This is a genomic window from Haloferax mediterranei ATCC 33500, assembly GCF_000306765.2.
In the GTDB taxonomy this organism is placed as follows: Archaea; Halobacteriota; Halobacteria; order Halobacteriales; family Haloferacaceae; genus Haloferax; species Haloferax mediterranei.
The window spans coordinates 1,192,390-1,219,248 of the sequence record NC_017941.2 but is presented as its reverse complement, the minus strand read 5'-3'; the positions used below and the strand labels follow the sequence as shown (position 1 = coordinate 1,219,248).

29 protein-coding genes are annotated in these 26,859 nt (G+C 60.4%); 18 read left to right on the top strand and 11 right to left on the bottom strand.

Annotation, left to right across the window (positions count from 1 at the left end):
• Positions 1-81 precede the first annotated feature (81 nt).
• Positions 82-1,578, top strand: coding sequence for an IMP dehydrogenase (guaB, locus tag HFX_RS06245; RefSeq protein WP_004572391.1), 1,497 nt, complete (start codon positions 82-84; stop codon positions 1,576-1,578).
• A 222-nt stretch (positions 1,579-1,800) separates the two neighbouring features.
• On the top strand, positions 1,801-2,538 hold the full coding sequence (locus tag HFX_RS06240; protein WP_004572392.1) for a beta-ketoacyl-ACP reductase: 738 nt from the start codon (positions 1,801-1,803) through the stop codon (positions 2,536-2,538).
• 29 nt (positions 2,539-2,567) lie between these two features.
• Here the strand turns inward: HFX_RS06240 and HFX_RS06235 are convergent, their stop codons facing one another.
• Positions 2,568-3,446 (bottom strand): hypothetical protein, encoded by an 879-nt coding sequence (locus HFX_RS06235; protein WP_004572393.1) that lies wholly within the window; start codon positions 3,444-3,446, stop codon positions 2,568-2,570.
• A gap of 127 nt (positions 3,447-3,573) precedes the next feature.
• Here HFX_RS06235 and HFX_RS06230 point away from each other — a divergent pair, with 127 nt between their 5' ends.
• The 3 genes from HFX_RS06230 to HFX_RS20000 all read left to right on the top strand — a co-directional run bounded on the left by HFX_RS06230 (position 3,574) and on the right by HFX_RS20000 (position 5,743).
• Complete coding sequence (locus HFX_RS06230) at positions 3,574-4,647, top strand: TrmB family transcriptional regulator (RefSeq protein ID WP_004572394.1); 1,074 nt, start codon at positions 3,574-3,576, stop codon at positions 4,645-4,647.
• A 187-nt stretch (positions 4,648-4,834) separates the two neighbouring features.
• The gene (locus HFX_RS06225; protein ID WP_004572395.1) at positions 4,835-5,425 is read left to right on the top strand and encodes a HalX domain-containing protein; all 591 of its coding nucleotides are present in this window, start codon (positions 4,835-4,837) and stop codon (positions 5,423-5,425) included.
• Between the two features lie 177 nt (positions 5,426-5,602).
• Positions 5,603-5,743 (top strand): DUF7503 family protein, encoded by a 141-nt coding sequence (locus HFX_RS20000; protein ID WP_004572396.1) that lies wholly within the window; start codon positions 5,603-5,605, stop codon positions 5,741-5,743.
• Here HFX_RS20000 and HFX_RS06220 read toward each other — a convergent pair whose 3' ends face one another.
• The 5 genes from HFX_RS06220 to HFX_RS06200 form a co-directional block, all read right to left on the bottom strand.
• Positions 5,744-7,762 carry a hypothetical protein gene (locus HFX_RS06220; RefSeq protein WP_049917422.1) on the bottom strand — a complete coding sequence of 673 codons (2,019 nt, stop codon included), beginning with the start codon at positions 7,760-7,762 and terminating at the stop codon, positions 5,744-5,746.
• Positions 7,763-7,896: 134 nt separating this feature from the next.
• Positions 7,897-8,607, bottom strand: coding sequence for a DUF7504 family protein (locus HFX_RS06215; RefSeq protein WP_004572398.1), 711 nt, complete (start codon positions 8,605-8,607; stop codon positions 7,897-7,899).
• 139 nt (positions 8,608-8,746) lie between these two features.
• Positions 8,747-9,172, bottom strand: coding sequence for a universal stress protein (locus tag HFX_RS06210; RefSeq protein WP_004572399.1), 426 nt, complete (start codon positions 9,170-9,172; stop codon positions 8,747-8,749).
• Positions 9,173-9,316: 144 nt separating this feature from the next.
• The gene (locus HFX_RS06205) at positions 9,317-10,468 is read right to left on the bottom strand and encodes a pyridoxal phosphate-dependent aminotransferase (protein WP_004572400.1); all 1,152 of its coding nucleotides are present in this window, start codon (positions 10,466-10,468) and stop codon (positions 9,317-9,319) included.
• Positions 10,465-10,950, bottom strand: coding sequence for an Lrp/AsnC family transcriptional regulator (locus HFX_RS06200; RefSeq protein ID WP_004572401.1), 486 nt, complete (start codon positions 10,948-10,950; stop codon positions 10,465-10,467). Before HFX_RS06200 ends, HFX_RS06205 begins: the two co-directional genes overlap by 4 nt.
• Before the next feature lie 156 nt (positions 10,951-11,106).
• Here HFX_RS06200 and HFX_RS06195 point away from each other — a divergent pair, with 156 nt between their 5' ends.
• The 3 genes from HFX_RS06195 to HFX_RS06185 all read left to right on the top strand — a co-directional run bounded on the left by HFX_RS06195 (position 11,107) and on the right by HFX_RS06185 (position 12,919).
• Positions 11,107-11,724 (top strand): PH domain-containing protein, encoded by a 618-nt coding sequence (locus HFX_RS06195; protein ID WP_004572402.1) that lies wholly within the window; start codon positions 11,107-11,109, stop codon positions 11,722-11,724.
• Positions 11,721-12,341: a PH domain-containing protein gene (locus tag HFX_RS06190; RefSeq protein WP_004572403.1), complete on the top strand. Its 621-nt coding sequence runs from the start codon at positions 11,721-11,723 to the stop codon at positions 12,339-12,341. Before HFX_RS06195 ends, HFX_RS06190 begins: the two co-directional genes overlap by 4 nt.
• Before the next feature lie 74 nt (positions 12,342-12,415).
• Positions 12,416-12,919, top strand: a complete 504-nt coding sequence (locus tag HFX_RS06185) for a hypothetical protein (RefSeq protein ID WP_004572404.1) — start codon at positions 12,416-12,418, stop codon at positions 12,917-12,919.
• Positions 12,920-12,961: 42 nt separating this feature from the next.
• Here the strand turns inward: HFX_RS06185 and arcD are convergent, their stop codons facing one another.
• Positions 12,962-14,416 (bottom strand): arginine/ornithine antiporter ArcD, encoded by a 1,455-nt coding sequence (gene arcD, locus HFX_RS06180; RefSeq protein ID WP_004572405.1) that lies wholly within the window; start codon positions 14,414-14,416, stop codon positions 12,962-12,964.
• 205 nt (positions 14,417-14,621) lie between these two features.
• Here arcD and HFX_RS06175 point away from each other — a divergent pair, with 205 nt between their 5' ends.
• From HFX_RS06175 to HFX_RS06145, 7 genes are all read left to right on the top strand, one after another.
• Positions 14,622-16,418 carry a vWA domain-containing protein gene (locus HFX_RS06175; protein WP_004572406.1) on the top strand — a complete coding sequence of 599 codons (1,797 nt, stop codon included), beginning with the start codon at positions 14,622-14,624 and terminating at the stop codon, positions 16,416-16,418.
• Positions 16,418-18,820, top strand: a complete 2,403-nt coding sequence (locus HFX_RS06170; protein ID WP_004572407.1) for a VWA domain-containing protein — start codon at positions 16,418-16,420, stop codon at positions 18,818-18,820. Before HFX_RS06175 ends, HFX_RS06170 begins: the two co-directional genes overlap by 1 nt.
• Entirely contained in the window at positions 18,817-19,416 is a 600-nt protein-coding gene (locus tag HFX_RS06165; RefSeq protein WP_004572408.1) for a chromosome partition protein, read from the top strand. Before HFX_RS06170 ends, HFX_RS06165 begins: the two co-directional genes overlap by 4 nt.
• Positions 19,406-20,362 (top strand): DUF7502 family protein, encoded by a 957-nt coding sequence (locus HFX_RS06160; protein ID WP_231512905.1) that lies wholly within the window; start codon positions 19,406-19,408, stop codon positions 20,360-20,362. Before HFX_RS06165 ends, HFX_RS06160 begins: the two co-directional genes overlap by 11 nt.
• Positions 20,355-21,404, top strand: coding sequence for an AAA family ATPase (locus HFX_RS06155; protein WP_004572410.1), 1,050 nt, complete (start codon positions 20,355-20,357; stop codon positions 21,402-21,404). Before HFX_RS06160 ends, HFX_RS06155 begins: the two co-directional genes overlap by 8 nt.
• A complete protein-coding gene (locus HFX_RS06150) occupies positions 21,401-22,285 on the top strand; it encodes a DUF58 domain-containing protein (RefSeq protein WP_004572411.1) in 885 nt (294 codons plus the stop codon). Before HFX_RS06155 ends, HFX_RS06150 begins: the two co-directional genes overlap by 4 nt.
• A gap of 85 nt (positions 22,286-22,370) precedes the next feature.
• Positions 22,371-23,609, top strand: coding sequence for an MFS transporter (locus HFX_RS06145; RefSeq protein ID WP_014732257.1), 1,239 nt, complete (start codon positions 22,371-22,373; stop codon positions 23,607-23,609).
• Here HFX_RS06145 and HFX_RS06140 read toward each other — a convergent pair.
• Positions 23,606-23,779, bottom strand: a complete 174-nt coding sequence (locus HFX_RS06140; protein ID WP_231512906.1) for a hypothetical protein — start codon at positions 23,777-23,779, stop codon at positions 23,606-23,608. The genes HFX_RS06145 and HFX_RS06140 overlap by 4 nt on opposite strands.
• Before the next feature lie 172 nt (positions 23,780-23,951).
• Between HFX_RS06140 and HFX_RS06135 the strand changes: the two genes are divergently transcribed.
• Positions 23,952-24,401 carry an ester cyclase gene (locus tag HFX_RS06135; protein ID WP_004572414.1) on the top strand — a complete coding sequence of 150 codons (450 nt, stop codon included), beginning with the start codon at positions 23,952-23,954 and terminating at the stop codon, positions 24,399-24,401.
• 81 nt (positions 24,402-24,482) lie between these two features.
• Here the strand turns inward: HFX_RS06135 and HFX_RS06130 are convergent, their stop codons facing one another.
• Positions 24,483-24,680 carry a DUF7501 family protein gene (locus HFX_RS06130; RefSeq protein ID WP_004572415.1) on the bottom strand — a complete coding sequence of 66 codons (198 nt, stop codon included), beginning with the start codon at positions 24,678-24,680 and terminating at the stop codon, positions 24,483-24,485.
• A gap of 209 nt (positions 24,681-24,889) precedes the next feature.
• Between HFX_RS06130 and HFX_RS06125 the strand changes: the two genes are divergently transcribed.
• Together HFX_RS06125 and HFX_RS06120 are read left to right on the top strand one after the other, a co-directional pair.
• Complete coding sequence (locus HFX_RS06125; protein ID WP_004572416.1) at positions 24,890-25,315, top strand: EamA family transporter; 426 nt, start codon at positions 24,890-24,892, stop codon at positions 25,313-25,315.
• A 112-nt stretch (positions 25,316-25,427) separates the two neighbouring features.
• Positions 25,428-25,991, top strand: coding sequence for a thioredoxin family protein (locus HFX_RS06120; RefSeq protein ID WP_004572417.1), 564 nt, complete (start codon positions 25,428-25,430; stop codon positions 25,989-25,991).
• A 147-nt stretch (positions 25,992-26,138) separates the two neighbouring features.
• On the opposite strand, the gene HFX_RS06115 is transcribed toward HFX_RS06120, so the two are convergent.
• A complete protein-coding gene (locus HFX_RS06115) occupies positions 26,139-26,567 on the bottom strand; it encodes an RNA-binding protein (RefSeq protein WP_004572418.1) in 429 nt (142 codons plus the stop codon).
• A gap of 35 nt (positions 26,568-26,602) precedes the next feature.
• Entirely contained in the window at positions 26,603-26,809 is a 207-nt protein-coding gene (locus HFX_RS06110; protein ID WP_004572419.1) for a hypothetical protein, read from the bottom strand.
• Between the last annotated feature and the right edge of the window lie 50 nt (positions 26,810-26,859).

The window sequence follows — 26,859 nt, the reverse complement described above, 5'->3', positions numbered from 1 at the left end:
TCTCGTTGCGAGGCTTTGCCATACATCGACACGCCCGTGCTATCTCGCAACCCTTTTGTTGTCGCCGAAACCACGCTTGATATGGCGAACGACGTTCCTGACGAAGATACTTTTTCCGAGAAGCTACGGGTACCCGAATCCCTCACGTTCGACGATGTACTGCTCCGTCCGATGGAGAGCCGCGTCGAGCCCGACGACGCCGACGTGTCTACGCGCGTCTCGAAGAACGTCGAACTCAACATCCCCATCCTCTCTGCGGCGATGGACACCGTCACCGAGAGCGGGATGGCAATCGGCATGGCCCGTGAAGGTGGCCTCGGCGTCCTCCACCGAAACATGGACGCAGACCAGATGGTCCACGAGATTGAACGCGTCAAGCGAGCCGACGAACTCGTCATCCGACGCGAAGACGTGGTCACTGCGAAGCCCGGACAGACGATTAGCAAAGTCGACGAAATGATGGAGCGCGCTGGTGTCTCCGGCGCACCCGTCGTCGACGACGACGACGTCGTCCTCGGCATCATCTCCGGCACCGACATCCGTCCGTACCTCGAAGTCGGCGAGTCCGACGAGGTCCGCGAAGCGATGACCGACGAGGTCATCACGGCCGAACGCGACGTGACCGCCCGCGATGCCCTCGAACTGATGTACGACCACAAAATCGAGCGTGTTCCCATCGTCGACGACGACAGCCGACTCGTCGGACTCGTCACGATGCAGGGCATCCTCCAGCGCCGCGAACACGAAAACGCCGCCCGCGACGAGGACGGCCGCCTCGTCTGCGGTGTCGCCGTCGGACCGTTCGACGACGAGCGCGCCCAGATGGCCGACGAAGCCGGTGCTGACGTCATCTTCATCGACTGCGCCCACGCGCACAATCTCAACGTCATCGACACCGCCCGCGAAATCAAGGAGTCCGTCGATGCCGATGTCGTCGTCGGAAACGTCGGCACCCGGGAGGCCGCCGAAGAACTCGTCGACTTCGCCGACGGTGTCAAGGTCGGTATCGGTCCCGGTTCCATCTGTACGACCCGCGTCGTCTCCGGGTCCGGCATGCCGCAGATTACGGCGGTCGCGGAAGTCGCCGACGTCGCCTCGCAGTACGACATCCCCGTCATCGCCGACGGTGGCATTCGCTACTCCGGTGACGCCATCAAGGCTATTGCTGCCGGTGCGGACGCCGTCATGCTCGGTTCCTACTTCGCAGGCACCGACGAGGCACCCGGCCGCGTCATCACGATGAACGGCAAGAAGTACAAGCAGTACCGCGGCATGGGTTCCGTGGGTGCGATGCGCTCCGGCGGTGCCGACCGCTATCTCAAAGAGGACAACGAAGACGAAGAGTACGTCCCCGAGGGCGTCGAGGCCGCGACGCCGTACAAAGGCTCGCTCGCGTCCGAACTCCACCAACTCGTCGGCGGGATGCAGTCCGGGATGGGCTACGTCGGCGCAGAGACGATTCCGGAGGTCAAAGAACGCGCTCGGTTCGTCCGCGTCTCCGCGGCGGGCCAGACCGAAGGACACCCCCACGACGTGATGATTACTGACGAAGCGCCGAACTACAGCCCGAGCGAGTAACGCGCAGAACTCGTTCGCTTTTCGACTGCACACGGCGGTTTCCAAGACGATAGTTTCCAACACGAGATAGCGCGACCGGCAGGTGACCAAGCACTACGTGCGCCGCCGCCCGTCGATTGCGAGTTCGACCGTTAGTTCGTCTCACAGAGAAGGCCTGCCAGCTACCGAAACGTCTCAACCACCCTAGAGTTCTTTCACTGCACAGACCGTATTCAGAACGTTATGCGGGCTAAAACGTGTGTCGTTACGGGATCGTCAAAGGGAATCGGGCGTGGGATTGCCAAGCGGTTCGGCGAAGAGGGGTGCGAAGTCGTGGTCAACTACCGGACTTCTCCGGAGGCGGCCGAAGGGACTGTCGACGCAATCGAAGCGTCAGGCGGGTCGGCTATCGCGGTACAGGCCGACGTGACCGACACGGACCAAGTTAAACAGATGCGAAAGGAGGCCCACGATGCCTTCGGACAGGTGGATGTCTTGGTGAACAATGCGGGTATCAACCAGGACGTCATGTTCAAGGAGATGACCCACGAGGAGTGGGACGTCGTTCTCGACGTTCATCTCGACGGGGCGTTTCACTGTACGCAGGTGTTCTACGACGATTTAGTGGATGCTGAAGAGGGCCGGCTCATCAACATCTCCAGTATCGTGGGAAAAGGCGGCAATCTCGGGCAGGCGAACTACGCGACAGCCAAGGCCGGCATCTTCGGATTCACGCGAACGCTCGCGCTCGAACTCGCCCGCGAAGGCACGACCGCTAACTGTGTCGCGCCCGGGTTCATCTCGACCAAAATGGTCGAGAGAATCCCTCAGAAAGTCAAAGACCGCATCCAAGATGATACTCCACTCGGGCGGTTCGGCACCGTCGAAGAGGTCGCGGAGGTTGTCGCTTTCCTCGCAAGCGACCGCTCGTCGTTCATCACCGGCGAAGTTCTCGACGTCAACGGCGGGAAGGACCTCTAATCGTAGCGCGGTCTATCTCTCGTCACCGGCTACGGAATTACGACGACTGACCCACCAGACACCGCGACGACGCCGAGGTAAAACAGCGTCCCGACTGCCGCGCTCGTGAGGACGACTTGCGCCGGGTCTCTGCGGGGAAGCGTCCGTCGAAACACTGGTATCTCGGTTAGCTCGGGTCTGGTGAGTATCCGATTCATCGAGAGTGCTAATAGGGCAACGAACACCGGTCCGATGACGACGCTGTTTGTCATCCGCAGCAGAGAGGCTGTCGTCGCCTCTGAGAGCGTCATCGTTGCGATTGGTCCCAACAGTGCTGCGGGAGCGGGAAGTCCCATCACGCCTGCGACAACTGCGCCATAGTTCGCATAGAGGAACAACACTGTTCCGACAACCAGACTCCCGACCTTGAGGCCGGTCTCACGCCGACCGCTCATGAGTCGCGGGAGAACAAACAGGCCGAGTAGGTACACCGTGTTCGCACCGACCCACGGGCCGAGTCGTTGGAACGCGAGTGGGAGTCCTGTAGCGAGGATGCCGACGCTGAACCAGTCGAGGCTGAGGAGCGTCGCATTGGGACACACGCCGGCGAACACTGCGCGGCGATGCACGGGGTGTGCGAGGTAGTATCCGACGCGGAGTGCCAAGAACGTCGGCACGAGAAGGACGTACGCAATCAGCCTGACAACGAGGCCGCCGCCTGCGCTGGCAGACCCGATAACGAGGGCAGTCGAGAAGTCCAGTAGGCCGTTGACGAACCAGAACGTCAGGAGTGATGGGGCGAAGGCACACCCCGAAAGGACGGCTGTTGTGTGGCCAACAGAGGGTGAAAACTCCCGCGAAAGCAATGACTCGGCTGCTTGTTGAACACCTGAAACCGGATTGTACTCCTGCGTCTCGTCCACAGACATTGTTGTCTATTGGTACTCTTTGGTCCCTCGCGACGGTGCAAATGGCGCGCACAACCACGTGTACCACTCGAACTCAGCGAAAAACATGATATGATTAATAGGGATGTATATCGTGCATCTATAAGCGATGGATACCGCGGAGCTACGCACCGCACTTCGAAATGCTGGATTATCGCAGTATCAGGCCGAGGCGTACGTGGCCCTTCTCCAGCTCGGAGCAGCGAGCGCAACAGAACTGGCTGACGCCTGTGCTGTCCCGACAGCACGCATCTACGACGTTCTCCGGGACCTCGAAGCGAACGGCTACATAGAGACGTACGAACAAGACAGCTTGCATGCGCGAGCGTGCGACCCACAATCGGTGATGGAGGACCTCCGGAGCCGGGCCGTTCAACTCGACGAGGCGGCGGCGGAGATAGAGACACGCTGGCAACAACCGGCGGTCGACAAGCACATGCTGAGTATCGTCAAGCGGTTCGAAACCGTATTTAGTCGGACCGAGGAGATGATTCGGGACGCCGATGGAGAGGTTCAACTGTCGGTCACTCCCGAACAGTTCGAGAACCTCAAACCGGCGCTCACCGAGGCGTACGAAAACGGCGCGTTGGTGAAGGTGTCTCTCCATTCCGAGCACTCCGTAGAACTCGACGCACTCGACGAGAGTGATTACCGAGGGGTGGCAACCGAAGTTCGACAACGGACACTTCCGACGCCGTTTGTCGCAATTGCAGATAGGACCGGCGCGTGTTTCGCGCCGCACACCAACTCGGTGAATCAGTACGGTGTCCTCGTCGATGACTACACGTTGGCGTACGTCTTCCACTGGTATTTCCAGACCGCACTATGGGAAGTGTGGGATGTAGTCTATACCGCACAGACGGGTGACCCACCGATCGTCTACTCCGATATTCGGCACTTCGTACAGGACGCCGAACCCCTGCTTCACGATGGGAAACGTATCGTCGCGCACATCAAGGGATACGGGACCGATGACCGAGAGCCAGTCGATTTTACTGGTGAAGTGACAGATGTATTCTACACCGCGGTATCGGCTCCCAACGATACGTTATCGTTTTCTGAACTCGCAGGACAGGTCTGCCTAACTGTCGAGAGTAACGGCGAGACGTACTCTGTCGGTGGTTGGGGCGCAATGTTGGAGGAGATTGAGGCAAATCGAATCACTATTGAGGAAATCGCCTGAACTGTTCATCGAGGAAGAACTGTTTGTCGATGGGGGACTGTTCGATTCGCCGGAATGTATAACAACTAAGGGGGATAATTACAGGCCACAAGCGCAGTTCCGGGACACGCTTGACAAGGGGTATTTTGATATACCACCACACGACATTGAATTTCGTGAGTGTCCCCGGAACACCACTGAACTACCAATGAGTGCAGAACAGCCACTGGTGCTCATCGTAGAAGATGAGCCTGACCTCGCCGATCTGTACGCAACCTGGCTTAGGAACGACTATCGCGTTCGTGTCGCCTATGGAGGCCGAGAGGCACTCGACGAACTCGACGACGAGGTTGACGTCGTCCTCCTCGACCGTCGAATGCCCGACCTCTCCGGCGACGAAGCGCTCTCGGAAATCCGAGACCGTGGTTTCGACTGCCGCGTCGCGATGGTGACTGCGGTCGAACCAGATTTCGACATCATCGCCATGGGCTTCGACGACTATCTCGTCAAGCCGGTCTCGCGTGAAGCGCTAACGGACACCGTCTCTAACCTTATCTTGCGAAATGCCTACGATGTGGGGATTCAAGACCTGTTTTCCCTCGCTTCGAAGAAAGCGCTCCTCGAATCCGAGAAGGATGAGGCAGCCCTCGAAGAGAACGAAGAGTATCAGAGACTCACCGACCGCCTCCAAGAACTCAGACGCGAACTCGACGAAACACTTAGTCAACTCGACGACACTGAGGGAATACCTGCCGTCTACCGCGATATCGGCGACGCTGCCGATAGCGACGAGTCCTAACACGGGCACAATTGCTCTGGGGGCCGAGACTTCTCTTATCGGGTAACTCGACACGAGCGACAGTCACATCATTCCCGTGATGGTTTCCTACATTATCCATTCAGTTAATTAAGTTATTTTCATATCAGATATACACGAATAATTATATTTCATCCCCGGTCAATGGTATGTCTGTACATGGCCGATAAGTCCAACCAGATGGTTTCGTACCTTCGTCAGAATCCCCGTATGATGGGTGTCCTGTTTACGCTCCTACTCCTGCTTTCGCAGGCGGGGAGTGTGGCCGCTGGCTGTGCAGGATACATCTACGGACCGTAATTACGACAGAAAACCGTCGTCCCAGTACACTTCGCTGTTATAGATAACCGGTATCTGTTCTAGCGAGAGAAAGTCTCTAAGCTCATCTTCAGTCATCTTAATATTGGAGATTCGCTGAGAGCCGAGGTAGTACTGCTGGTTCCCAGGGAATGCTGGAATCGTCAAAGACCCTGGCCCACACCGAGAAGTCAGGTACGTCTTGTACGACAGGTCGTATATGTTATCTTCTGAATAGGATACTTCACAGAGGACAGCGAATCCGCTTTCAGCTTGTACAACCGAGATGGTTCCATCGCCGACCACAGCATATTGGTGCCTGACATCGTTGTCTATCTGCACAAGATTAAGTGAAGCTTGCAATGGGAACCCACGGTTGAGAAATCGTGCAATTGTACAACCGACACCGACAGCTTGGCTGTTGATAACGTCACTGAGTGTGACGATACCGCCGATTGCGCCCGCCTCGATGAGTGCAAGCCCTTGGCTGTAGGATTGACACGCATTGAGGAAGAACGCTCCTGTTCCAACGTGGTCGAGTGTTTTCGCGTCAACCTTCCCATCGCGACATTGAAAGCCCTCATCGTCGATATGGCCGATGTAGTGCAGGAAGTCTGTCGACTTAGCGAGTATCTCTCGCAACTCCGCACGACTGAGGTTATAATGTGCGTCTACGTCAAACGAGAGACTATCTCGCGAACCATACACGTCGTCGACGATATTGCTCTCGTCGAGCATCTCTTGGTCGTTACAGACGACGGTGATGCCGATATCACCCGTCGCCGGTTCGCGCTGGAGACGGTTTCGGTACGCAGCGGGTGTCGCCTTACTCGCACCGACAGGTGTCCCGTCGCCCACCCACGCTTGTTCAACCGAGTCAGTTGAACTGGGTCGAACGTACGTCTCGTCCGTGGTCGTTGTCCCTGTGCTCCTGACTGTTTCGTCCCGGAGGAAATCGTCAACGACGGCGGCCTGTACTTCGGATTCTGGAATCTCAGTTCCGGACGGTGTCCGCACAACTGCGAGGTCGTTCGTGACGAAGGGCAACAGTTCTATGTTGTTCGATTCTGGCGCGACGTGTGTCGTCAATTTCCACTCGGGGATGAGGTCCGAGATGCACTCGTACGGAACGTCGAAGTACGTCTCCAATTGTTCGCTGAGTGGCGCGTCGTACAGTCCTGAGGCATCAATATCAATTCGTGACTCGACGGTCCGGCGCTCGTGGAGTTCAACGTCGTAGATTCCTTCGGTTCGAACCACACAATCGAGGAAAAACGTTCGTTTGAGCGCCCGTGAAACCTCTTCCTCGAAACCATGTGGCCCGTCAAATTCGTGGACGAATCCGGTGTCCGTGACCAACCGTGGTGAATTTCCGGGAACGAGTTTCGCCCCGAGATAATACGCAAGCGGTGTCGCAACGAAAATGTGGCTCAGTGTCGGCGGGAGTTCGATTCGGATACCAGTCTCTGGGGTATGAAGGCCCTCAGGGATATCCAACTCATCACCGAGTTCGAGAAGTGGTGGATGCCCACGGAGTGTCGGATACGACCGTTCGACGCTCGTCGTCTTGAGTGCCGAACTGAATGCCGAGACGGCTTGCATCACCTCGTATGGATTCTCCGTCGTCGTGACTGTCGTCGCCGGACTCTCGTGCGATGAACGAGCACCGACGTGGACTTCCGTTGGCCCCTCGAACGAAAGAACAGTTTCCAGTGGTTTCGCGTCGATGGTAAGCGGACCATCGACCTTGAGGTACGTTTTGACTGCGCCAAAGAGTTCTATACTGTATGTTTCGTCGCCCAGTCGCTCGGACCCCTGCTGGTCGACCTGCGCGAGCATCGAATCACTCTCGTCGCGAACGCACACGACAGTGTTCGCGGCTACTTCGATTCGGTTCGTCTTGATGCGGACCGCTGCGTCAGTGGGGAGGGAAAACTGACTTTCGTCTGTCGGGTTTGGTGTGACTGGCGATGGTGTTTGCAACTTGAACTGGTGGCGTTCGACGTTATCTCGAACGACCAACCCCGTGCCTTCTGAAGGGAGCGAAAAGCCGACTTCGAGGGTGGAGGACGTGTCGGCCCGTTCGCTCTGCCCGGACGGTTGCATTGAGTACATGTGACACGATTAGAGTGAAAAACGTATTGGTCGGAAGAATTTCACGGTTTCAGGGGTAACCAGCCGGACGACACGTCTTTCTGTCTGAGATGCCACCGATGTTGTGCTTCCGTTCCTTCGACATTGAGCTCCACGACAGCATCGAACAGCGGTTCGAGAACTCGATTTATCTCGTCGGACCGGTCACCCGGCGACCAGACGTGAACCATCCCGTTTTGGGCCCGAACGTGTGCTGTCATGATGTGGAGAAACCGGAATACGTGTTCACGCTCGTATCGTGACAGGAGCGACGGGAGACAGTCGAAGGCAACCCGAAGCTCGGCGGGTGAGAGCGTTCCTGCGAGACGGTCGAACTCGGTTACATCCTCGGAAATCTCGGCACCGAGTTCCCCGAGCCCACCGCTCACATGACGTTCGTACGCCGTCTGCACCCGGCCCGCTACCGGTGAGGTGACGGCCGCAGTACCACGTTCAAGCGTCGTGTATCGAATCGCCCGTGTCCACTCCATCGACCGTTGAATGGAAGGGCTGAGTCGGGCGTCAAGCGGTGTGGAGTCGTTCAAGACGAGGAGGCGTCGGCGCGGTTCATCTGGTGCTCCGAGCATCTGTTTCGAGGCACGCGAGTAGAGTTCAGTTGGAACTGAACCGACGACAAGGAGTGCGCTCCCTCGTCGCTTGAGGTCATCCAATCCGAGGTGGAATGTGGATGTATCCTCGGTCACGACTGTGTCTGTGTCACCTCCCGAAACCATTCATGTTGGACGACGAAACCATATTTAATAATACTTTGCGTGTTATTCTCTCGAAATATGACACCATGTGTCATTATTATATACTTGATGGTCTCAACGGGCACATTTGTGTCGTCGAGGTGTAGTTCTCTTCTGTGGGTTACTCCGAAGCACGAACCGTGAGTACCGGAACCGGTGATGTCCGTACGACTCGCTCAGTAACACTCCCGAGGAGGACGCGCTCAACTCCTGTTCGGCCGTGGGTTGCCATTACAATCACTTCGACTTCGTTGTCGTCGGCATAGTCGAGAATGGCTTCGTGTGGTGCCCCTCGTGTCACATCCCCGATTATTTCGATTCCGCGTTCTTCCCCCCGTGAGACGACTTCATCAACGACTTGCTGACCTTCCTGTTCGAGAGCCTCGAGGACGGTACCCCCAACGATGCCGACGTTATCCCGGTTGGTGTTCACGACGAACAACACGTGAACTGTCGCGTCGTACTGCTCTGCGAGTCCAAACACGTGTGGGATGGCCTGCTCGGCGGCCGGACTCCCATCAACTGGGAGGAGAATGTTGTCGTACATAACTCAATATCTGTGCCCCATGTGTGTTAGTCTTTCTCACGCATGGGTAAGTAACAAACGGTAATCAGTGCAACCTCCGGTGGGGAAAATACGTTTCGAGGGGATGTTCGGTGAAGACTCAGGGCAATAGCCCGAGTCGCCGAACTACTCGGAGACGTACGCTTCGATTCGGTTCATCGCCTCGCGAAGCTCTCGCATACTTGTCGCGTACGAGACGCGGAGGTGGCCTTCGCCGCCCGCTCCGAAGACGCTCCCTGGGACGAGCGCGACGTTCTGCTCTTCGAGGAGTCCTTCCGCGAATGCTTCGTCGTCGCCATCGGGCGCTTCGGGGAAGACGTAGAACGCCCCCTTCGCCTCGAAGCAGTCGAGTCCCATCTCGTCGAAGCGAGCGAGGACGAACCGTCGGCGACGGTCGTACTCCGTGCGCATCTCCTCGACGGCATCGTCACACGACCGCAGGGCTTCGAGCGCCGCGTACTGCGCAGTCGTCGGTGCCGAGAGCATCGCGTACTGGTGGACCTTGTTCATCGCGTCGATGGCTTCCGGCGGTCCCATCGCGTAGCCGAGACGTAGGCCGGTCATCGCGTACGCCTTCGAGAACCCGTTGAACACGATGGTTCGCTCGCGCATTCCAGGATGGGTTGCGATTGAGGCGTGGTCGTCTTCGTACCGAAGGTCGGCGTATATCTCGTCCGAGAGGACGAGCAGGTCGTGTTCCCTGACGAAGTCCGCCACATCGGCGAGTTCCTCGTCGGTCATTACCGCGCCGGTCGGGTTGTTCGGGTAGCAAAGCACCAGCACGTCAGCTTCGTCGGCACCCGCCGCTTCGAGTGCCTCCGGCGTGAGTTTGAACTCGTCTTCGGCGTGAGTCGGCACTGGCAGCGGCTCGCCGCCGGCGAAGATGGCCCCAGGCGTGTACGAAATGTACGACGGTTGCGGGATGGCAACCACGTCGCCAGCATCGACGAAGGCTCTAAACGCGAGGTCGACGGCTTCGCTGGCACCGGTTGTGACGATAATCTCGTTTTCGGGGTCGTACTCCTGTCCATAGCGGGTGACGCGCTCCGAAATCGCCTCCCGGAGTTCGCGCATGCCGCGGTTCGAGGTGTACGAGGTCTTCCCGCGTTCGAGCGAGTCGATAGCGGCGGTTCGAGCGGCCCACGGCGCAGAGAAGTCCGGTTCACCGACACCGAGGGAGATGACATCGTCTACCTCCTCGGCGAGTTCGAAGAACCGTCGGATACCCGAGGGCGGAACCTGTTCGACGCGGTCGGAAAGGTGGTCGCCGAACGTCATGGCGACACAGAGAGTCGGTCGTCGTCGTCGCCGTCGCCGAGTTCGATGCCCTCCTCCTTGTAGGAGTCCATCACGAAGTGCGTCACCGTCTTGGTGACTTCCGGGATGGGGGCGATGCGCTCGGAGACGAAGTTCGAGACGGCGTGCATCGACTCGCCTTCGACTTCGATGAAGAAGTCGTAGGTACCGGAGACGAGTCTGAGCGTCGCAACTTCCGGAAACCGCGCGATACGGGTGGCAATCTCCTCGTATCCCGTCTCACGGTCGAGTTCCACGTCGACTTCGACTTGCGCTCGGACGTGTTCCTCGTCGACGCGGTTCCAGTCGACAACGGCCTGGTAGCCGCGGACGACCCCGTCGTCTTCGAGTTCGTCGAGTGCTGCTGCCACTGCCTCGGCGTCTGCGCCCAGCTGGCGGGCGATGTCGTCTACACTCTCTCGAGCGTCGTGACGCAGCAAGTCGAGCAGTGACTGCTTGTCCATGGACACTCCGTTGCGGGCATCATTGAAATGGTTTACCCATGCGGGGGGAATTGTCACGATTCCTGTACCCGTCCGACACGAGCGACCGACAAACCGACGAACGGCGATGCGGTCCCGCAGAAAACTATTACCAGTGTGCACCGAGACGGAGCAGGTATGGACAACAACTTCGATTGGCTCACGCTCGACGACGACGAGGAGGTTCTCTGGGCGGACACGCCGCACCCGTACAGCCTCGTGCCGTCGTTTATCATCGGCGTCCCGCTTTCGCTGGTTCTCATCGGGATTCCGATGCTCGTCGGCGCGTACCTCACGCACAAAAACACCAACTACGTCGTCACTTCCGACGCCCTCTACCGCAAGACGGGCGTCGTCTCGCGGAGCGTCCAGCGCATCGAATTCGACAAGGTACAGGACACATCCTACGGCCAGACGTTCTTCGGCGCGCAGTTCGGCTACGGTTCGGTCAACATCAGCACCGCGGGCGGAAGCGGCATCGAAATGAGTTTCCAAAACGTCGCGGAACCGCAGTCGCTCCAGACGCTCATCAACGAGCGACTCAAGCGCGAGCGACGGGATGGGCGTGAGTCCGAATCGAACGGGAAGGCGGCCGTTCTCGACGATATTCTCGTGGAACTCCGTTCGATTCGGGAAGCCGTCGAAGACGGTGGTGCGACTGCCGGTGTCGACGCCGACACCGATTCGACGGCGGAAACGGCGAACACCGACCCGAGCGACTTCGAGTTTGACGCGACCACGACCGACGAGCAATGACCGCGGGTGAGGAAACGCCGACACCCGAGCGAGATTCGGCTTCGACCGACGCGTCCGACATCGGCAACGCGAACGCCGAAGCCATCGACGACATCGACGACTGGATGGCCCGCGGAGCCGACGAAACCATCGTATGGACGGGCCAGCCGCGGATTCAGACGGTCATCCCCGCAGTCTTCGTCGGTGTGGGTATCATCGCGGGCGTCGCGTTCATTGCGGTGACGGTGGGTGAACCGCTCGCCGGACTCCTCGGCGTCGTCGGCCTTGCCGCGCCGCTGTGGGCGTACCTTCGCGTCGCCAACACGCGCTTTGTCATCACCGACGCGGCGCTCTACCGCAAGACGGGCATCCTCTCACGGAGCGTCCAGCGCGTCTCGCTAGAGCACGTCCAGAACAGCGCGTTCTCACAGGGAATCACCGGGAAGATGTTCGATTACGGCACCGTCTCGGTCGAGGTTGCGGGCGGCGGTGGTATCCGATTCGAGAACGTAAACGACCCGCAGGCGCTCCGGAACCGAATCGAGAGCCGCCTCGGACGCGACGAACTTCCGGGAACCGTCGAGCAGTGGACCGCCGTTCTCGACGAGGTTCGGTCGCTTCGGGCGGCGCTGGAGTAGCTCCTATTCGACTCTCGACTAGACTGTCTATCAGTAAATAAAAGACAGATGGGAGCCATTTTACAATAGTGAAAATGAGTGATTGGAAACATTTCATCGCGCTCTTTTTGCTTGGCTCCATCGCACTTTCCAGTATCGCGCTTTTCGTCGGATTCGCCGATTACGACTACCACTACACGTACGAACGTGAGGTAGACCACTTCCCACCCAGAGTCTACCCGACCGATTACTCTGCCCTCCAACCGGAGAGTCAGCAAGTCGTCGACGAAGCACTCGAAACGGGACGCGTCACGAGACAAAACGGTTCAGCGATACCGAGTGTGAAAAAATCGTCACTACCGAGTGAGGGTTCCACCGAGACTAATTTTGGCAGTCGCTTGTACGTAAACGAGTCAAACCTATCGGAAATCGCGAGCGAAGGCATCAAACGAGATGGCCGCAAGTATCTATTCACGGCATCTCGGTCGTTCGATTGGACCGACCCGAGGACGTTCGGTCCGATGCTGCTCGGACTCCTCTGCGGTGGTGGCGTTCTTGCGACCATTCGGTCAAGTATCAAGGATTCGATGGTCCGGTAACCGTCCGAGGTCCGTCCTCTGAAAAGCGATGGAGACGTGACCTTAGTCGTCTGCCGGGCTGACCGATGGGTCGCTCGTTTTCGTCGCGTTCCCGGCGAATCCGACACCGGCGAGGATGAAGGCGAACAGGACCAGCGGCGAGAGGTAGCCGAACAGGTAGTACGGTGCGTAGCTGAACGTCGCAACGCCGAGGACGCCGGACATGTACGCGCCGCCGGCGTGCCACGGAAGAAGCGCGCCGGTCGGCGTCCCCGCCGACTCGATGGCCTGCGAGAGGTCCGAACTGTCGAGACCGAACTCGTCGTAGGTGTTGCGAAGCGTCATGCCCGGAACGACGATGCTCATGTACTGCTGTGCGGTGAGCGCGTTGGTTAGAATCGCGGAGATACCGGTCGCAGCGACGAGCGACCCGGTACTGCGAACACCGCGTTCGAGGCGGTGGGCGAGAACCGCGAGGATACCCGTCTGTTCGAGGAGTCCGCCGAGCGTCAGCGCCGCGACGACGATAGCGATGGTCCACGCCGAACCCGAGACGCCGCCGGAAGCGAGGAGACTGTTGACGAGTTCCGAACCCGTTTCGGGACCGGTGCCGCTCATGAACGTCTGCCAGGCAGTGACGAACGAAGCGCCCTGCACGAGAATGCTCGTGAACGCGCCTGCGAAGGCACCGGCGAGGAGCACCGTCAGTGCCGGATAGCCGGCCGCGGCGAGGCCGAAGGTGACGGCAAGCGGGAGGAACGCGAGAAGCGAGATATTGTAGGTCGACGCGAGTGCGGTCTGAATCTCGGCGATTTGCCCGGCCGGAATCGTCCCGGAGATTCCGAGACTCAGCACGACGAAGCCGACGATAGAGAGGCCGAACGCGACGAACGTCCCAGTTCGCATCGCGTGGATGTGGTCGTAGAGGTCGGTGTTCGTCACGGCCGCTGCGAGGTTTGTCGTGTCCGAAAGCGGCGACTGCTTGTCACCCGCGTACGCGCCGGTGAGGATGGCACCGGCGGTCATCGGCGCGGGAACGCCGAGTCCGGAGCCGATGCCGATGAATGCGACGCCGAGCGTCCCGACGGCGGTCCACGACGACCCAATGGCGAACGTGGTGATGCCGACGAGGATAGCCGTCGCAGGAAGGAACACCTGCGGTGAGAGTAGGTCGAGGCCGTAGTACATCAGCGTCGGAATCGTCCCCGCGGCGACCCACGTCGAGACGACACCGTAGATGGTAAACAGGATGAGAAGCGCCTGTAACCCCATCGAGAGACTCCGTTCGATTCCTTCGTAGAGGTCTTCCCACGTATATCCCCAGACGAATCGGCCGAGAAGGCCAACGAGTGCAATGCTCCAGATGAGCGGAATGTGTGGGTCGAGTTTCAACCACGCCGACCCGATGCCGAGGAAGGCGACAAGTCCTAAAACCGGGATGAGCGCCTGCCTGAAACTCGGGCGCTTGTCCGGTGAGAGGTCGTCGAACGACCGCGGTGTATACCTATCAGTTCCCATCGTATCTCGATGAATAACCTTGGAGCATAAAATAGTATCGTATTATGCAGTTAACGCATGCTATGCATTGACGTAGTTATTTTTGACACTACTATGCTTATTAGTAATACTGCTCCGAGTGTTCTTGTGGGTAGATACGTCTGTGAATGAGGAAGTGTCAGTGTATAGGGAAACACCCATACTGGATGCGCGCTACGAACCGCGCATGGTCCTCGACGAGTTCTTCTTGTTCCCCCTCGGGCTTCTCGCCTTGCTGGGCGCGGTGCCTCTCGTCGTCCTCTATTTATTGCGACCGGAGCCGGTCCGGCGGACGCTTCCGACGTTCCAGTTCCTCGCGGAGGCCACAGGGCGGAATGCATCGAACCCGATTTTCGACCGTCTGCTTCGAAGTCTCCTTCTCCTCATTCAACTTCTCGCACTCGTCGCGCTCGTCGGTTCGCTCGCGACGCCGTACATGCTCGTCCCCGAGTCCGAAACGGTATCCGAGACCGTTATCGTCGTGGACACGAGCGCGAGTATGGCAGTTCAAGACGGCGGCGCAACTCGGTTCGACCAAGCGCTCGCCACCGCACGTGAGGAGGTGACTGGAACAACGTCCGTGGTCTCGGCTGGTTCGACTGCCGATGTCGTCCTCCGTCGCGGAAGCGACACCGACGCTCGCTCGGCCCTCGACGGGTTGCGCGTGACTTCTGCGCCGGGCGACCTTCGGTCCGCAATCACGACGGCCGCCTCTATTGCCGGGAAGGACGCTCGAATCGTCGTTCTCAGCGACTTCGCCGACGACTCCCCATGGGCCGACGCGGTCAGAGAGTCCCGCGCGAGAGGGCTCGTCGTCGAACTTCGGCAGTTCAACGGCGGCGGACAGGGCAACGTCGGCATCATCGACCGACGGTTCTCCGGGTCGAACGTCACGGTGACTGTGAAGAACTACGGCGACGCGCCCGCGACGCGGTCACTCGAACTCGGTGGCGTCACTCGGCAGGTCCAATTGGACGCGGGTGACGTGGCGACGGCGACACTGCCGGTCCCGACGGGTGGAGGTCGAATCAGCCTCTCGCAGGGTGACGACTTCCCTACTGATAACACACTGTACGTCGCCGCTCCGGAGGACGCCTCGGTCGACGTCCTCGTCCTCACGAACGACGAAAATCAGTTCCTGACGACCGCGCTCTCCGTCATCCCGGAAGTGTCGCTGACGGTCGATAACCCGCCGACGACCGTCTCGAAGAAGTACGACGTGATTATCTACAGCAACGTCACCCCCGACCGCTTGCTCTCGGGCAACGTCGAGGCTGGCCGCAAAACCATCGAGCGCGGCGGCGGCGTGGCGATTCAGGCCCAAGACACGACGCCGAAGTACGGTGACCTCTTACTGGTCTCCCCGCAGCAAATCAAGACGAATCCGACGATTGGAACCGTCGAAGACCACGAACTCACCCGCGGCATCACGTTCCCGCCACCGAATCAGTACGTTGCCGGCACCCTCCGGTCGGGCGAGTCGCTCGTGAGCACGACCAATGAAACGCCGCTCGTCGCCACCGACAAACGCGGCCCGGGCCGGGTCGTCTACTACGGCTTCCTCGAAGCGAAGTCGGCGTTCAAGTACAACTACCAGTATCCGGTGTTCTGGAAGCGCACCGTCTTTTACCTCGCCGGTCGCTCGACGCTCCCTGAACTGAACCGGGCGACTGGCGGGTCACTCTCGGCGGGCACAAACCAGACTGTCGCGACGCCAGCGGGCGAAACCACCGGTCCCGAGGTGCAACTCTCCGATGCCGGAGTCTACCGCGTCGGCGACGAGCGGTTCGCCGCCTCGCTTCTCAGCGAGTCGGAATCCGACGTAGCCGCGGAGTCGCTGGAATCGGACTCCTCACCCGGTACGTCCACAACGCGGGTCGAAGAGCAAATCGTTCCGAACCCGTTGACCGAGTGGGCGGCGCTCGTCGCGCTCGCGGTGACGCTCGTCGAACTCGCCTATCTGCGCCGACGAGGTGACCTCTGATGCTGCCTGGACTCACTCCCTTGACTCCGACACCCCTCGCATGGACAGTCGAAATCGCCGGTCGAACGGTCGGTTTGGAGCGGCCGATATTCCTCATCGCGCTTCCGGTTGCGGCCCTCCTCGTGTGGGCGCTTATCTACCGAGGTGCGTCCGGAACCGCCGGAAATCGGTCGCGCCGCCTCCTATTCGCGTCGCGGCTGCTCGTCGCGTTCCTGTTAGTCGTCGCGGCGGCGGGACCGTACACCGTCATGACCAGACAGACCGACGGCGACCCGCAGGTGACGATGCTCGTCGACAAATCGGAGAGCATGGCCGTCTCGAAGAACGTGGCGTCCGACCTCGCAGAAGAAATCGAAGCAGAGGGCGTTCCCGTCACGATGTCGACCGTCGCACAGGGCGACGAATCACCGCTCGGCGACGCGGTTGCCGCCAACCTCAGACCGGACGGGACCGTCGTCCTCGTCTCCGACGGGCGAGTTACGTCGGGTCGAAGTCTCGCCTCTGCGACCACGCTCGCCCGCGACCTGAACGCGACCGTGAGCGCCGTCTCACCGTCGCCGAAAGAAGCCGAACACTACGTCTCGATACGCGGCCCGTCGAAGACCAGCGTCGGCGTCGAGAACACCTTCCTCGCACGGGTCGATGGCGTCTCGCCCGACGAGACGGCGAGCCTCGAAGTCGTCGTCGAAGTCGATGGCAACGAGGTTGCCCGCGAGACCGTCGACTCGCCGGGTCGCGTCGAGTTTTCACAGACGTTTGACAACACTGGAACCCACCGAATCACCGCCCACATCGCCGGCGACGACCGCTTCAGCGACAACGACGTGTTCCGAAAGACGGTTCGCGTCGTCGAACCGCCGAAGGTGCTCTACGTTTCGAAAGGGTCCTTCCCGTTCCGCGACTACCTCTCGAAGTTGTACGACGTCGAGACCGCAAAGTCGGTCCCATCGGACCTCTCGTCGTACCACGCTGTCGTCCTTCAGGACATGCACGCCGACGACGTTGGGAACGTCGACGCCCTCCAGCGGTTCACCATCGACGGCGGCGGCCTGCTCGTCGTCGGCGGGGAGAACTCGTTCGAAAACGGTGGCTACGACGGGTCGAGTCTCGCTTCGATGCTTCCCGTCACGACCGGCGAGGGGACTTCGAAACGCACGAACCTCGTCTTCGCAATCGACGTGTCCGGGAGCGCGGAAAAGGGCATGCGGGTCCAGAAGTCGGTCGCGCTCGATGCGCTCGACCAACTCGGCGACGACAACAAAGTCGGCATCGTCGGGTTCAACTACCGCGCCTACGAGGTGTCGCCGCTTCGACCGCTCGGCCCGAACCGCAAGTCGACCGTCGGCCTCATCCGCCGTCTCCAATCTGGCGGCGCGACCGACATCGCCGTCGGACTCAACGGTGCCGCACAGCAGCTCGGTGACCGACGCGGGACGATTATCCTCATCAGCGACGGACACGACCGCTTCGAAGATGCGGCGACGGTTGCGGACCAACTCGGCCGCGAAGGCATCCGCGTCATCACCATCGGCACCGGACCGAATCCGAACGGAAAGACGCTTCGCGCAATCGCCCGGGCCTCGGGCGGGAACTACCTCCGCGCCGACGAGACCAAGCGACTCCGCATCCTCTTCGGTGGGTCGAACCGCCAGTACGCTGGCGACGGCCTGACCGTCGTCGACCGGAACGACTTCGTCACCGCCGGTGTGGAGTTGACCGCGAATCCCGGAAGCGTCAACGACGTGTCCGTCAGAAGCGGTGCGAACTTCCTCGTCGCGGCCGACGACGGCACGCCCGCGGTCGCCTCGTGGCGTTACGGACTCGGCCGCGTTGCGACCATCACGACCTACGGCAACGATGGGTCGCTCGATGGACTCCTCAGCAGTCCGGATTCGCTGTTGCTCACGAAGTCGACGAACTTCGTCATCGGCGACCCCGAGCGAAAAGCAACCGGTGTCACGGAGGTCCAAGACACCCGCATCGGGTCGCCCGCGACTGTCGTCTACCGCGGAGACAACCGCCCGAAAGAGACGGGCAACCTCACCTTCTCGACGGTGCAGTCCGGCGTCTACGAGGCGACCGTCGTCCCCCGAGAACAGGGCTACCGCGACGTGCTCGACACCTCGTTCGCGGTGAACTACCCGGCCGAACACAGCGGGTTTGGTCAGTCCGCTGCACTCAAATCCGCCGTCACCGACAGCGGCGGCAAACTGTACGGTCCCGGCGATGCCACCGAAATAGCAAGGTCCGCCCGCGACAATGCAGCCGGCGTGAAACCCGTCCGGGACGAGTGGGCCATCGCCTTCGTCCTCGCCGCGTTCCTCCTGTATCTCGCGGAGGTGCTCGTCCGGCGAGTTCAAGTGTATCGGGGTAAAACCCAAAGTGAAGGTGGTCTGATATGAGCTTCCTCGGGCGGTCCCTGAACCTCAGTCTCGTCCTCATCGTGGTCCTCCTGACCGCAGGAACGGTCGGCGCAACGATGTTCTATCAGTACTCCGTCGACACGCTCGACCAGCAAAACGAGCAGTTGCGCGAGCAAAACAAGGCGCTCCAGTCAGACCTCTCAAAAACACAGCAGAATCTATCGGAGACGCGGGCGAAACTGCGCGAACTGAACAACAGTCTCAAACAGACGAAAGGAGACGTTTCGCAGGTGTCGTCGGACCTCGAAGATACCGAGTCACAACTGGAATCGACGCAGAAAGAGCTGCATACGACCCGCGAGGACCTCGATGATACTAAGTCGCAACTCAGCGACGCCCGCGACAAAATCGACGAACTCACCAACAGTATCGACAAACTCGAAGAGCAACGGAGAAACCTCGAAACGAAGAACGAAGAACTCAACGAGACCAACGCCGAACTGGAAACGCAAATCGACGACCTCAGAGACGAGGTTGCGTCGCTCGAAGAACAGGTCGACGACCTCGAAAACGACCTCGAAGAGGCGTGTTCGGCGATAGAAGGCGACAAACCCCCCGCGTGCAATGGCGTCTGATACACCTCCATCCGAGACCTCGAATAGCCCTTCGTCAGCGGCGGAACCAGACCCTCGTGACGAGATGGCCGCGGCAATCCGCGAAGTCCGCCGAGAGGCGAAGAAGGCCGCACTCGTTCCGAGCGTCGTCGACGCCGCGGTCGCGACGCTCCTTTCGAACCTCGTGTTGCGACTCTTCGAATTGCCGATTCAGTCGTCGGTGTCGCTCAGTTCGCTCCCCGGCGTCGACTCGTCAGTGGTGGTCCACGTTGCCGTTCCAATCGCGCTCGCCCTTGGCATTCTCGTCGCCGTCGCGGAGTACGTTATCCGTCTGCGCGACTCGCCCGTCGAGCAGTTCGAGGCGGTCAATCCGTCCGTTGCAGAGGCACTGCGGACCGCCCGCGATGTACTCGGAAGTGACGGTGACCACGGCGACGAGTCGACGGAAAACGGGTGGTTGACCGGCGAGTCGAAGACCGAACCCTCCCGGATGACGCTCGCGCTCTACGAGGACGTACTCGACCGACTGCGCGATACGTCGTCGGTAGAGTTGCTTCCGACGCGCCGTATCGTCGGTGCGCTCGTCGTTGCTCTGCTTCTCTCGGCGGGAAGCATCCAAGTCGCCATCACCGACCTCCACCTCGACGGTTTGGGTGGCGACCAGGCCGTCTCCGGCGGGAATCTCGATGGGTCCGACCGACCCACGGAACTCCAGAACGGGAGTGCAATCCTCGGCAACTCCGAGAACGTCTCCGCGGGGTCCGAGGAAGTGAATGCGACACTCGCCGGAACCGGTGGCAGCGGCGACGGACCGGGGTCGTCTGCCGCCGCCTACGACTCCACGGGATACACTGGCGACACTGCGGTTGAGAGCCAGCGCGCCGGCTATCTCGACGACGACACCCTCGAAGAAGCTGAACTGATTCGCGACTACACCCTGCAGATACGTGAAAAAGACGATGAGTGACGACCAAGACTGGAACCTTTCAGACGACGTCAACCAAGTAGCTAGCCCCAACGGGGCCGATTCACCCGCTACTGGCGGGGCCGAATCGCCACCCAAAACCAACCTTTCCGATCTGAGCATCGAAGACCTCCAATCGAGCGTCGCAGCCGTGAAAGACGAGGTCGGAAAGCGCATCATCGGGCAGCAAGACGTCATCGAGCGCCTCCTCGTCTGCGTGCTCTGTGATGGCAACGCCCTTCTCGAATCGAACCCCGGTCTCGGGAAGACGACACTCGTCCGCGCCCTCACGGAGGCGACCGACCTGCAGTTCTCGCGCGTCCAGAACACGCCAGACCTGATGCCCTCGGACATCACCGGGACCGAAATCATCCGCGAGTCGTCGGAGGGACGCGAGTTCGTCTTCGAACGCGGTCCCATCTTCGCCAACGTGGTCCTCGCCGACGAGATAAACCGTGCGACGCCGAAGACGCAGGCCGCGCTCCTCGAAGCGATGCAGGAAAAGCAGGTTACGGCGGCCGGAGAGACCTACTCGCTTCCCAAACCGTTTTTCGTCCTCGCGACCCAGAACCCCATCGACCAGGGTGGGACGTACCCGCTTCCGGAAGCGCAGACCGACCGCTTCCTGATGAAGATACTCGTGGATTACCCGGAACTCGACGAGGAGCGAACCATCGTCAAACAGTACGCCGAAGGCGGGTCGGTTCCCGAAATCGAGCGCGTCCTTCCTCGAACGCACCTGCTCGCGGCGCAGCGACTCGTCCAGCGAGTCCCCATCGCCGACGATATCCGGGACCGAACCATCGAACTCGTCCGCCAGACCCGCGAAGACGACGCAATCGAGTTCGGTGCGAGTCCCCGCGCGAGTATGTCGCTCGTCCTCGCGGCGAAGGCGCGGGCGTTCATCCACGGCCGGAGTCACGTGTCGTGGGAGGACGTGGCCGAGATGGCCGCACCCGTGATTCGCCACCGCATCATCCTCGATTTCCGGGCGGAGCGCGAAGGGCTGACACCCGACGACGTGGTCGAACGACTCCTGGAATGATAGACCCCGGTTTCCTCGCCGAACTCGACCGCTTCGACACCTCACTCAAGCGCGTCTCGAACGCGCCTTTGCAAGGCGACCAGCGGTCGCCGGACGTCGGCGAGGGGTTGACCTTCAGCGACCACCGACGATACGCCCCCGGCGACGACCCGCGACTCATCGACTGGAAGGCGTACGCACGGACGGAAGAGCTGTTCATCAAGCGATTCGAGGCCGAGCGCAATCTGACGGTTCACGTCCTCCTCGATGCGACGGCCTCCATGGACTTCGGCGAGAGCGACCTGAATAAATTCGAGTACGGCGCGAAACTGGGACTCGGCTTCTGTCATCTCACCGCCGAAGACAACAACGACTTCCAGTTCTCGCTCATCGGCGACGTGCCCGACCGCATCGACACCGACGCGTCGAGTCGCGGCGAAGTGCTTCGTCTGGTCAACCACCTCAACGAGACGACACCGACGGGCGACGGGGACATTACGGCGGCGCTGGAGGAGTACGCTGAGACCATCCGCTCGCGGTCGCTCATTCTCGTCGTCAGCGACCTCCTTTTCGACCCCGACGACGTCGCCGCCGGACTCACCGCGCTCGCCCGTAACGACGTGGTCGTCGCGCAGGTACTCACACCCGAAGAGATTGGCCCAGAAGCGACTGGTGATGCAATCTTCGAGGACCCCGAATCGGACGCAATCCGGCGGACCTACTTCGGCGGGACGGCCGCACGGAGATACAGCGACAGGCTTCAGGCGCACCTCGACGATGTCGAAGAGCGGTGTCAAGCGCTGGGAATCGAGCGAGAACTGGTCGATACCGGCGGTGACTTCTTCGACACGTTCGCCGGCCTATGGCTGGGTGCGCGACTCGGCGGCGACCACCGGGACTGAAAGGGGACTCGGCCCACATCTACCACCGGAAGACAGGCCTGCCGCGGACGGCGCGTTTTTCACCGCTGCGCTTGATTACACGCCCGTGACGGAGACACAGGAGTATCGGGTCGTCGGCCTCGTTTCCGGGTCACACGTCGTCAACCACGCCTATCTGGTCGCGCTCGCGCCGGTCATCGGCACGGTCGCCTCGGAGTTCGGTGTGAGCATCGCCGCCGTCGGCCTCGCTATCGGTGTTCAGGGGGCCGTCGTGACGCTCCTGCAACTCCCCTTCGGCTACCTCTCCGATTCGCGAAGTCGGACACTCGTCCTCGCACTCTCGCTCGTCGTCGGTACCGTCGGAATCGTCGCGACCGCCGTCGCACCCACGTATCAGTGGCTCCTCGTCTCACAGGCGCTTCTCGGCGTCGGCATCGCGGGCCACCACCCAGCGCAGTATCCGCTTCTCGCAACAGCCACCTCGGAAGCGAGTCGTGGCCGCGCGTACTCGCTGCACGCGCTCGGCGGGTCGCTCGGCTTCGCCGTTCCCTACGCAATCGCCGCCGGTGTCGATGCGCTCGGATTCGGTTGGCGGTGGTCTATCGTTGTCCTCGCCGTCCTCGGTGCGGGATTTTCGCTCGTCGCGCTGCCGCTCGCGCGTGGCTTCCCCGAATCAATCCGTAAACCGGCGGCGGAGGACCGACCGGACTCTCGCCCGTCGATTTCGGCTGTTCGACAGGGTGCGACGGACCTCCTCGCGTCGTCTGGATTGATGGGACTCGCCCTTCTTTCGTTTCTCACCTCGGCGGCCGCGTGGTGTATCCGGACTTACTCGCCGCAACTGCTTGCTGACGGATATGGCCTGCTTCCGAGTACGGCGAATCTCCTCGTCTCGGGGATGCTCGTCACGGGTGCAGGAATGATTCTTCTCGGTGGAACGCTCACCGACCGTATCGGTCCCGGGAACGTCGCACTCGGCGGGTACGCGGCGCTTGTTGGATTGGCTGCCCTTCTCGCCAGCGGGTCGCTCCCGCTTGCACTCCTCGTCTTAGTACTCCCCTTCAGCGGGACTATCAGCGTCTCTCGACCGGCGCGCTCGACGCTGGCTGACCGACTCTCGGCGCGGAGTGACCTCGGGAAAAGCTTCGCCGTCGTCACCGTCGGTATCTCGCTCGGTGGGGCCGTTGCCCCGCCCGCGTTCGGTGCGCTTATCGACGTTTCAGGTGTCCGTGTCGCCTTCGGCGTCGTCGCCGTTCTCGGTGTCTTATCGCTCGGGATGACACAGTGGCTCCTCGGTCGGGTCGACGGGTCGGCACGCGACCCAAAGGCGGCGGCGAGTGATTAATCGCGGCGACTCACAGTCACACCGATAGCAACACCGATGACGACACCGATACCTGCACCGAGCGCCGAAAGGCCCAGGTCGCCACTAACTGCATCCACGAGGTAGAAGCTGACCCCGCCGAAAATGACCGCCGGGACGAACACTGCAATTGGAGAAATCGTATCTGACATACGACCGATTTCAACCCCAAATGTCATCAATTTGGTCATTTGTCACATCTCGTTCCGTTCTGGTCTCCCTCGTCTCGTCCTGTTCCGCCCTGTTCCGTTCTCCGCCGACGTTCGTGATGACAATAATCCATAACTAAGCCGCTCGTTCGCCTTGTATCGAGCGGTGGTGGAGATGTCAACAACAACCGAACAGGAACGACAGAACCGAGAATCGTTCATCCGCGTCGCGGAAGAACTGTGGAACAAGCGGAACTACGACGTCGTCGACGAGGAGTACGACCCGCTCGTCGAGGCGCACGCGTTTTCCGAACCGGATGGTGTCGTCGGAACGGAGGCGATGAAAGCCTGGGCGAAGAAGTACCACGACGCGTTCTCCGACTTCCACATCGAGGTGTTCGACGTGAAGGCGAAAGACGAGTTCGTCTACGGACGGTATCGTCTCACCGGAACACACGACGGAACGCTCCGGAGGGAAGGTGGCGACGATATTCCAGCAACCCACCGCGACGTTGAGACGTGGGGTCTCGTAGAAGCCCGCTACGAGGGTGGCCTGTGCATCGAAGAATGGAACAGCACGGATATCATGACGATGCTGTCGCAACTCGGCGTTGTACCCGAGTGAGCAGCCTTTTTTCGAACCGCCACGCTGTCGAGGGTCGGTATATCCAGAAAAATTCAGTCGTTGAACAGTGAGTGCAACTGCTCAACCGGACCATTCGCCGGCAACGTCGTCGGCGACTGCATCGCGCCACATTCCGAAGCCTTGCTGGCAGATTGGACTCTCGTCGAGGTGGTCCATGAAGCCTGCGCCTTCGCTTTCCAGTTCGGCGAGGCAGAACGGGCAGCGGGTTGGGTCGTCCCACGTGTGCGCGATGACCGAGGGGGATACGTCCTGGGACATGGAAACTAATATGCGAGAATACTTGATAAAAGTTTACCTTAATGCATTCTATGTCTCCATATGTATTCACAATACTCTATTTAGTGCTCAATCATAAATCAAAACTCGTCGCTGTCATCGAATCAACGCCGCTTCGCACCGTGTTGAGACTCTCTTGAATCGTAACCCTATACACGCTCGAGAGCACCTGTTCGGATGGTGAATTATCCGTGAATTACATCTCTTGGGCTGTCATCGCACTCGGTGCCTACTCACTCGTTGCACCCCTGATGAAAGTCGCAACGACGGGACAAGGAAAGATTCCGAGCGACGTCGCCGCACTCGTCGCAAACGGCGTCCTCGTCACTGCGACAATCGGCGTCATCGTCGTCTCCGGACAGAACGTATCCGACTCCGTCGTCAGCTCGAAACTCCCATACGTCCTCCTCGCTGGCGTCTGTCTGGCCGTCGGTATCCTCTCGTACTACCGGGCGCTCGCGCTCGGTCCCGTCTCCATCGTCGCACCTATTTTCGGGATGTTCCTCGCCGTCTCGTCGGTCGTCGGCATCATCGCGCTCGGCGAACCCGTGACGATTCGAAAAGTGGCCGGCATCGCCTTCGCCGTCGTCGCTGTCTTCCTCGTCTCCGTCGAGTAACGAATCCCGTCGAGAAACCACCGTTACTGGCTACTCGTCCCCCCGTTACTGGATACCTATCTCGCACACCTCGCGGGCAACGGCTTTGTCTCTCGCGGGCGTAGCCCGCGACATGGTACTCTTGGAATCCGATTCGGAACTCGAACACGGTGACACCGCGCCCGACTTCGAACTCCCCGGAACCGACGGAGAAACCTACTCGTTGTCGTCGTTCGAGGGCTACGGTGCCGTGCTCGTGGTGTTTACGTGTAACCACTGCCCGTATGCGCAGGCGAAGTTCGACGAACTGAACCACCTCGCCGAGGTCTACGACGACCTCGCGGTCGTCGGAATCAACCCGAACGACGCCGAGGCGTACCCCGACGACTCCTTCGACCGGATGAAAGAACTCGCCGACGACGGCACGATTCAGTACACCGCGTACCTCCGAGACGAGTCACAGGACGTCGCCGCCGAATACGGGGCAGTTTGTACACCTGACCCATTCCTCTTCGAGAACACCGACGACGGCTTCGAACTCGTGTTCCACTCCCGCATCGACGACGCGATGAGTCCCGACGACGAGGTCACGGACTACGAGATGCGCGATGCGGTCGAATCTCTCCTCGCTGGCGAGGATATTCCTGTCGAAGAGACCCCGTCGCAGGGCTGTTCCATCAAGTGGAAAGACGACTAACGAACGGAGTCGTCGTCCTCGCTAGCGTCGGCCGAGGACAGTAAAAATCGGGGGCTGACCGGAGATAGTCGGAGGCCGACCGGAGATAGTCGGGGACCGACCGGAAGTGGCCGGACCTCGACCGGGGACAGTCGGGTCCTCGAAGCCTTACTCGTCGCCGAGCAGTGCTTCGCGGGCGTTCTCTACGGCCGCTTCCTTCTTGGCCGGGTAGGCTTCGACTTTCGCGCGGAGCGTAAGCCCGCCGCCGCGCTTGACCGCACCGTTGAACGCTGCCTGTTTGTCCAGTCGCAAGAAGAACTCGGTGTTGTCGGTGACCCGCTGGTCGAGTTCATCCAACAGTGTCTCGAAGTCGTCGAGTTCGCGAATCTTTGCGAGCACGTGCCGAATGTCGTCCGCTCGCTCGATGCGCGCGGAGAAGACGACGATACGGTCGCCGTGGTGACCGGTGCTCTCGATACGGTCGACTTCGAAGTCGTCGGGGAGGAACGTCCGAAGCGCCTCCTCGACCCGCTTTTCGTCTTCCGTCTCGTAACAGAACGTGCGAAGGTCGATGTAGTGGAACGGAACGCGTGGCATTGTGGGTCTTCTCGGAGGCGTCGGTTTGTCGTCGGTTATTCGTCGTCTTCAGCGGCTGCTTCGTCGTCGGCTGCTTCGAGCTGGTCCTCGGCGATGCCGACTTCCTGGCCCTCGTCGAAGCTGATGGTGTAGGTCGGCTCACCGAACATGCTCTCGATGACCTGCGTGACCGTACCCGTCTCGCCGTCGAACTCGCTGTGCTTGTCGTTCAGGACGACCTTGTCGTCTTTCTCGAAGCTCATACGCACAGGTTCCGCGCCGCCGAATAAAAGGGCGATGGTTGGGCGTGAGG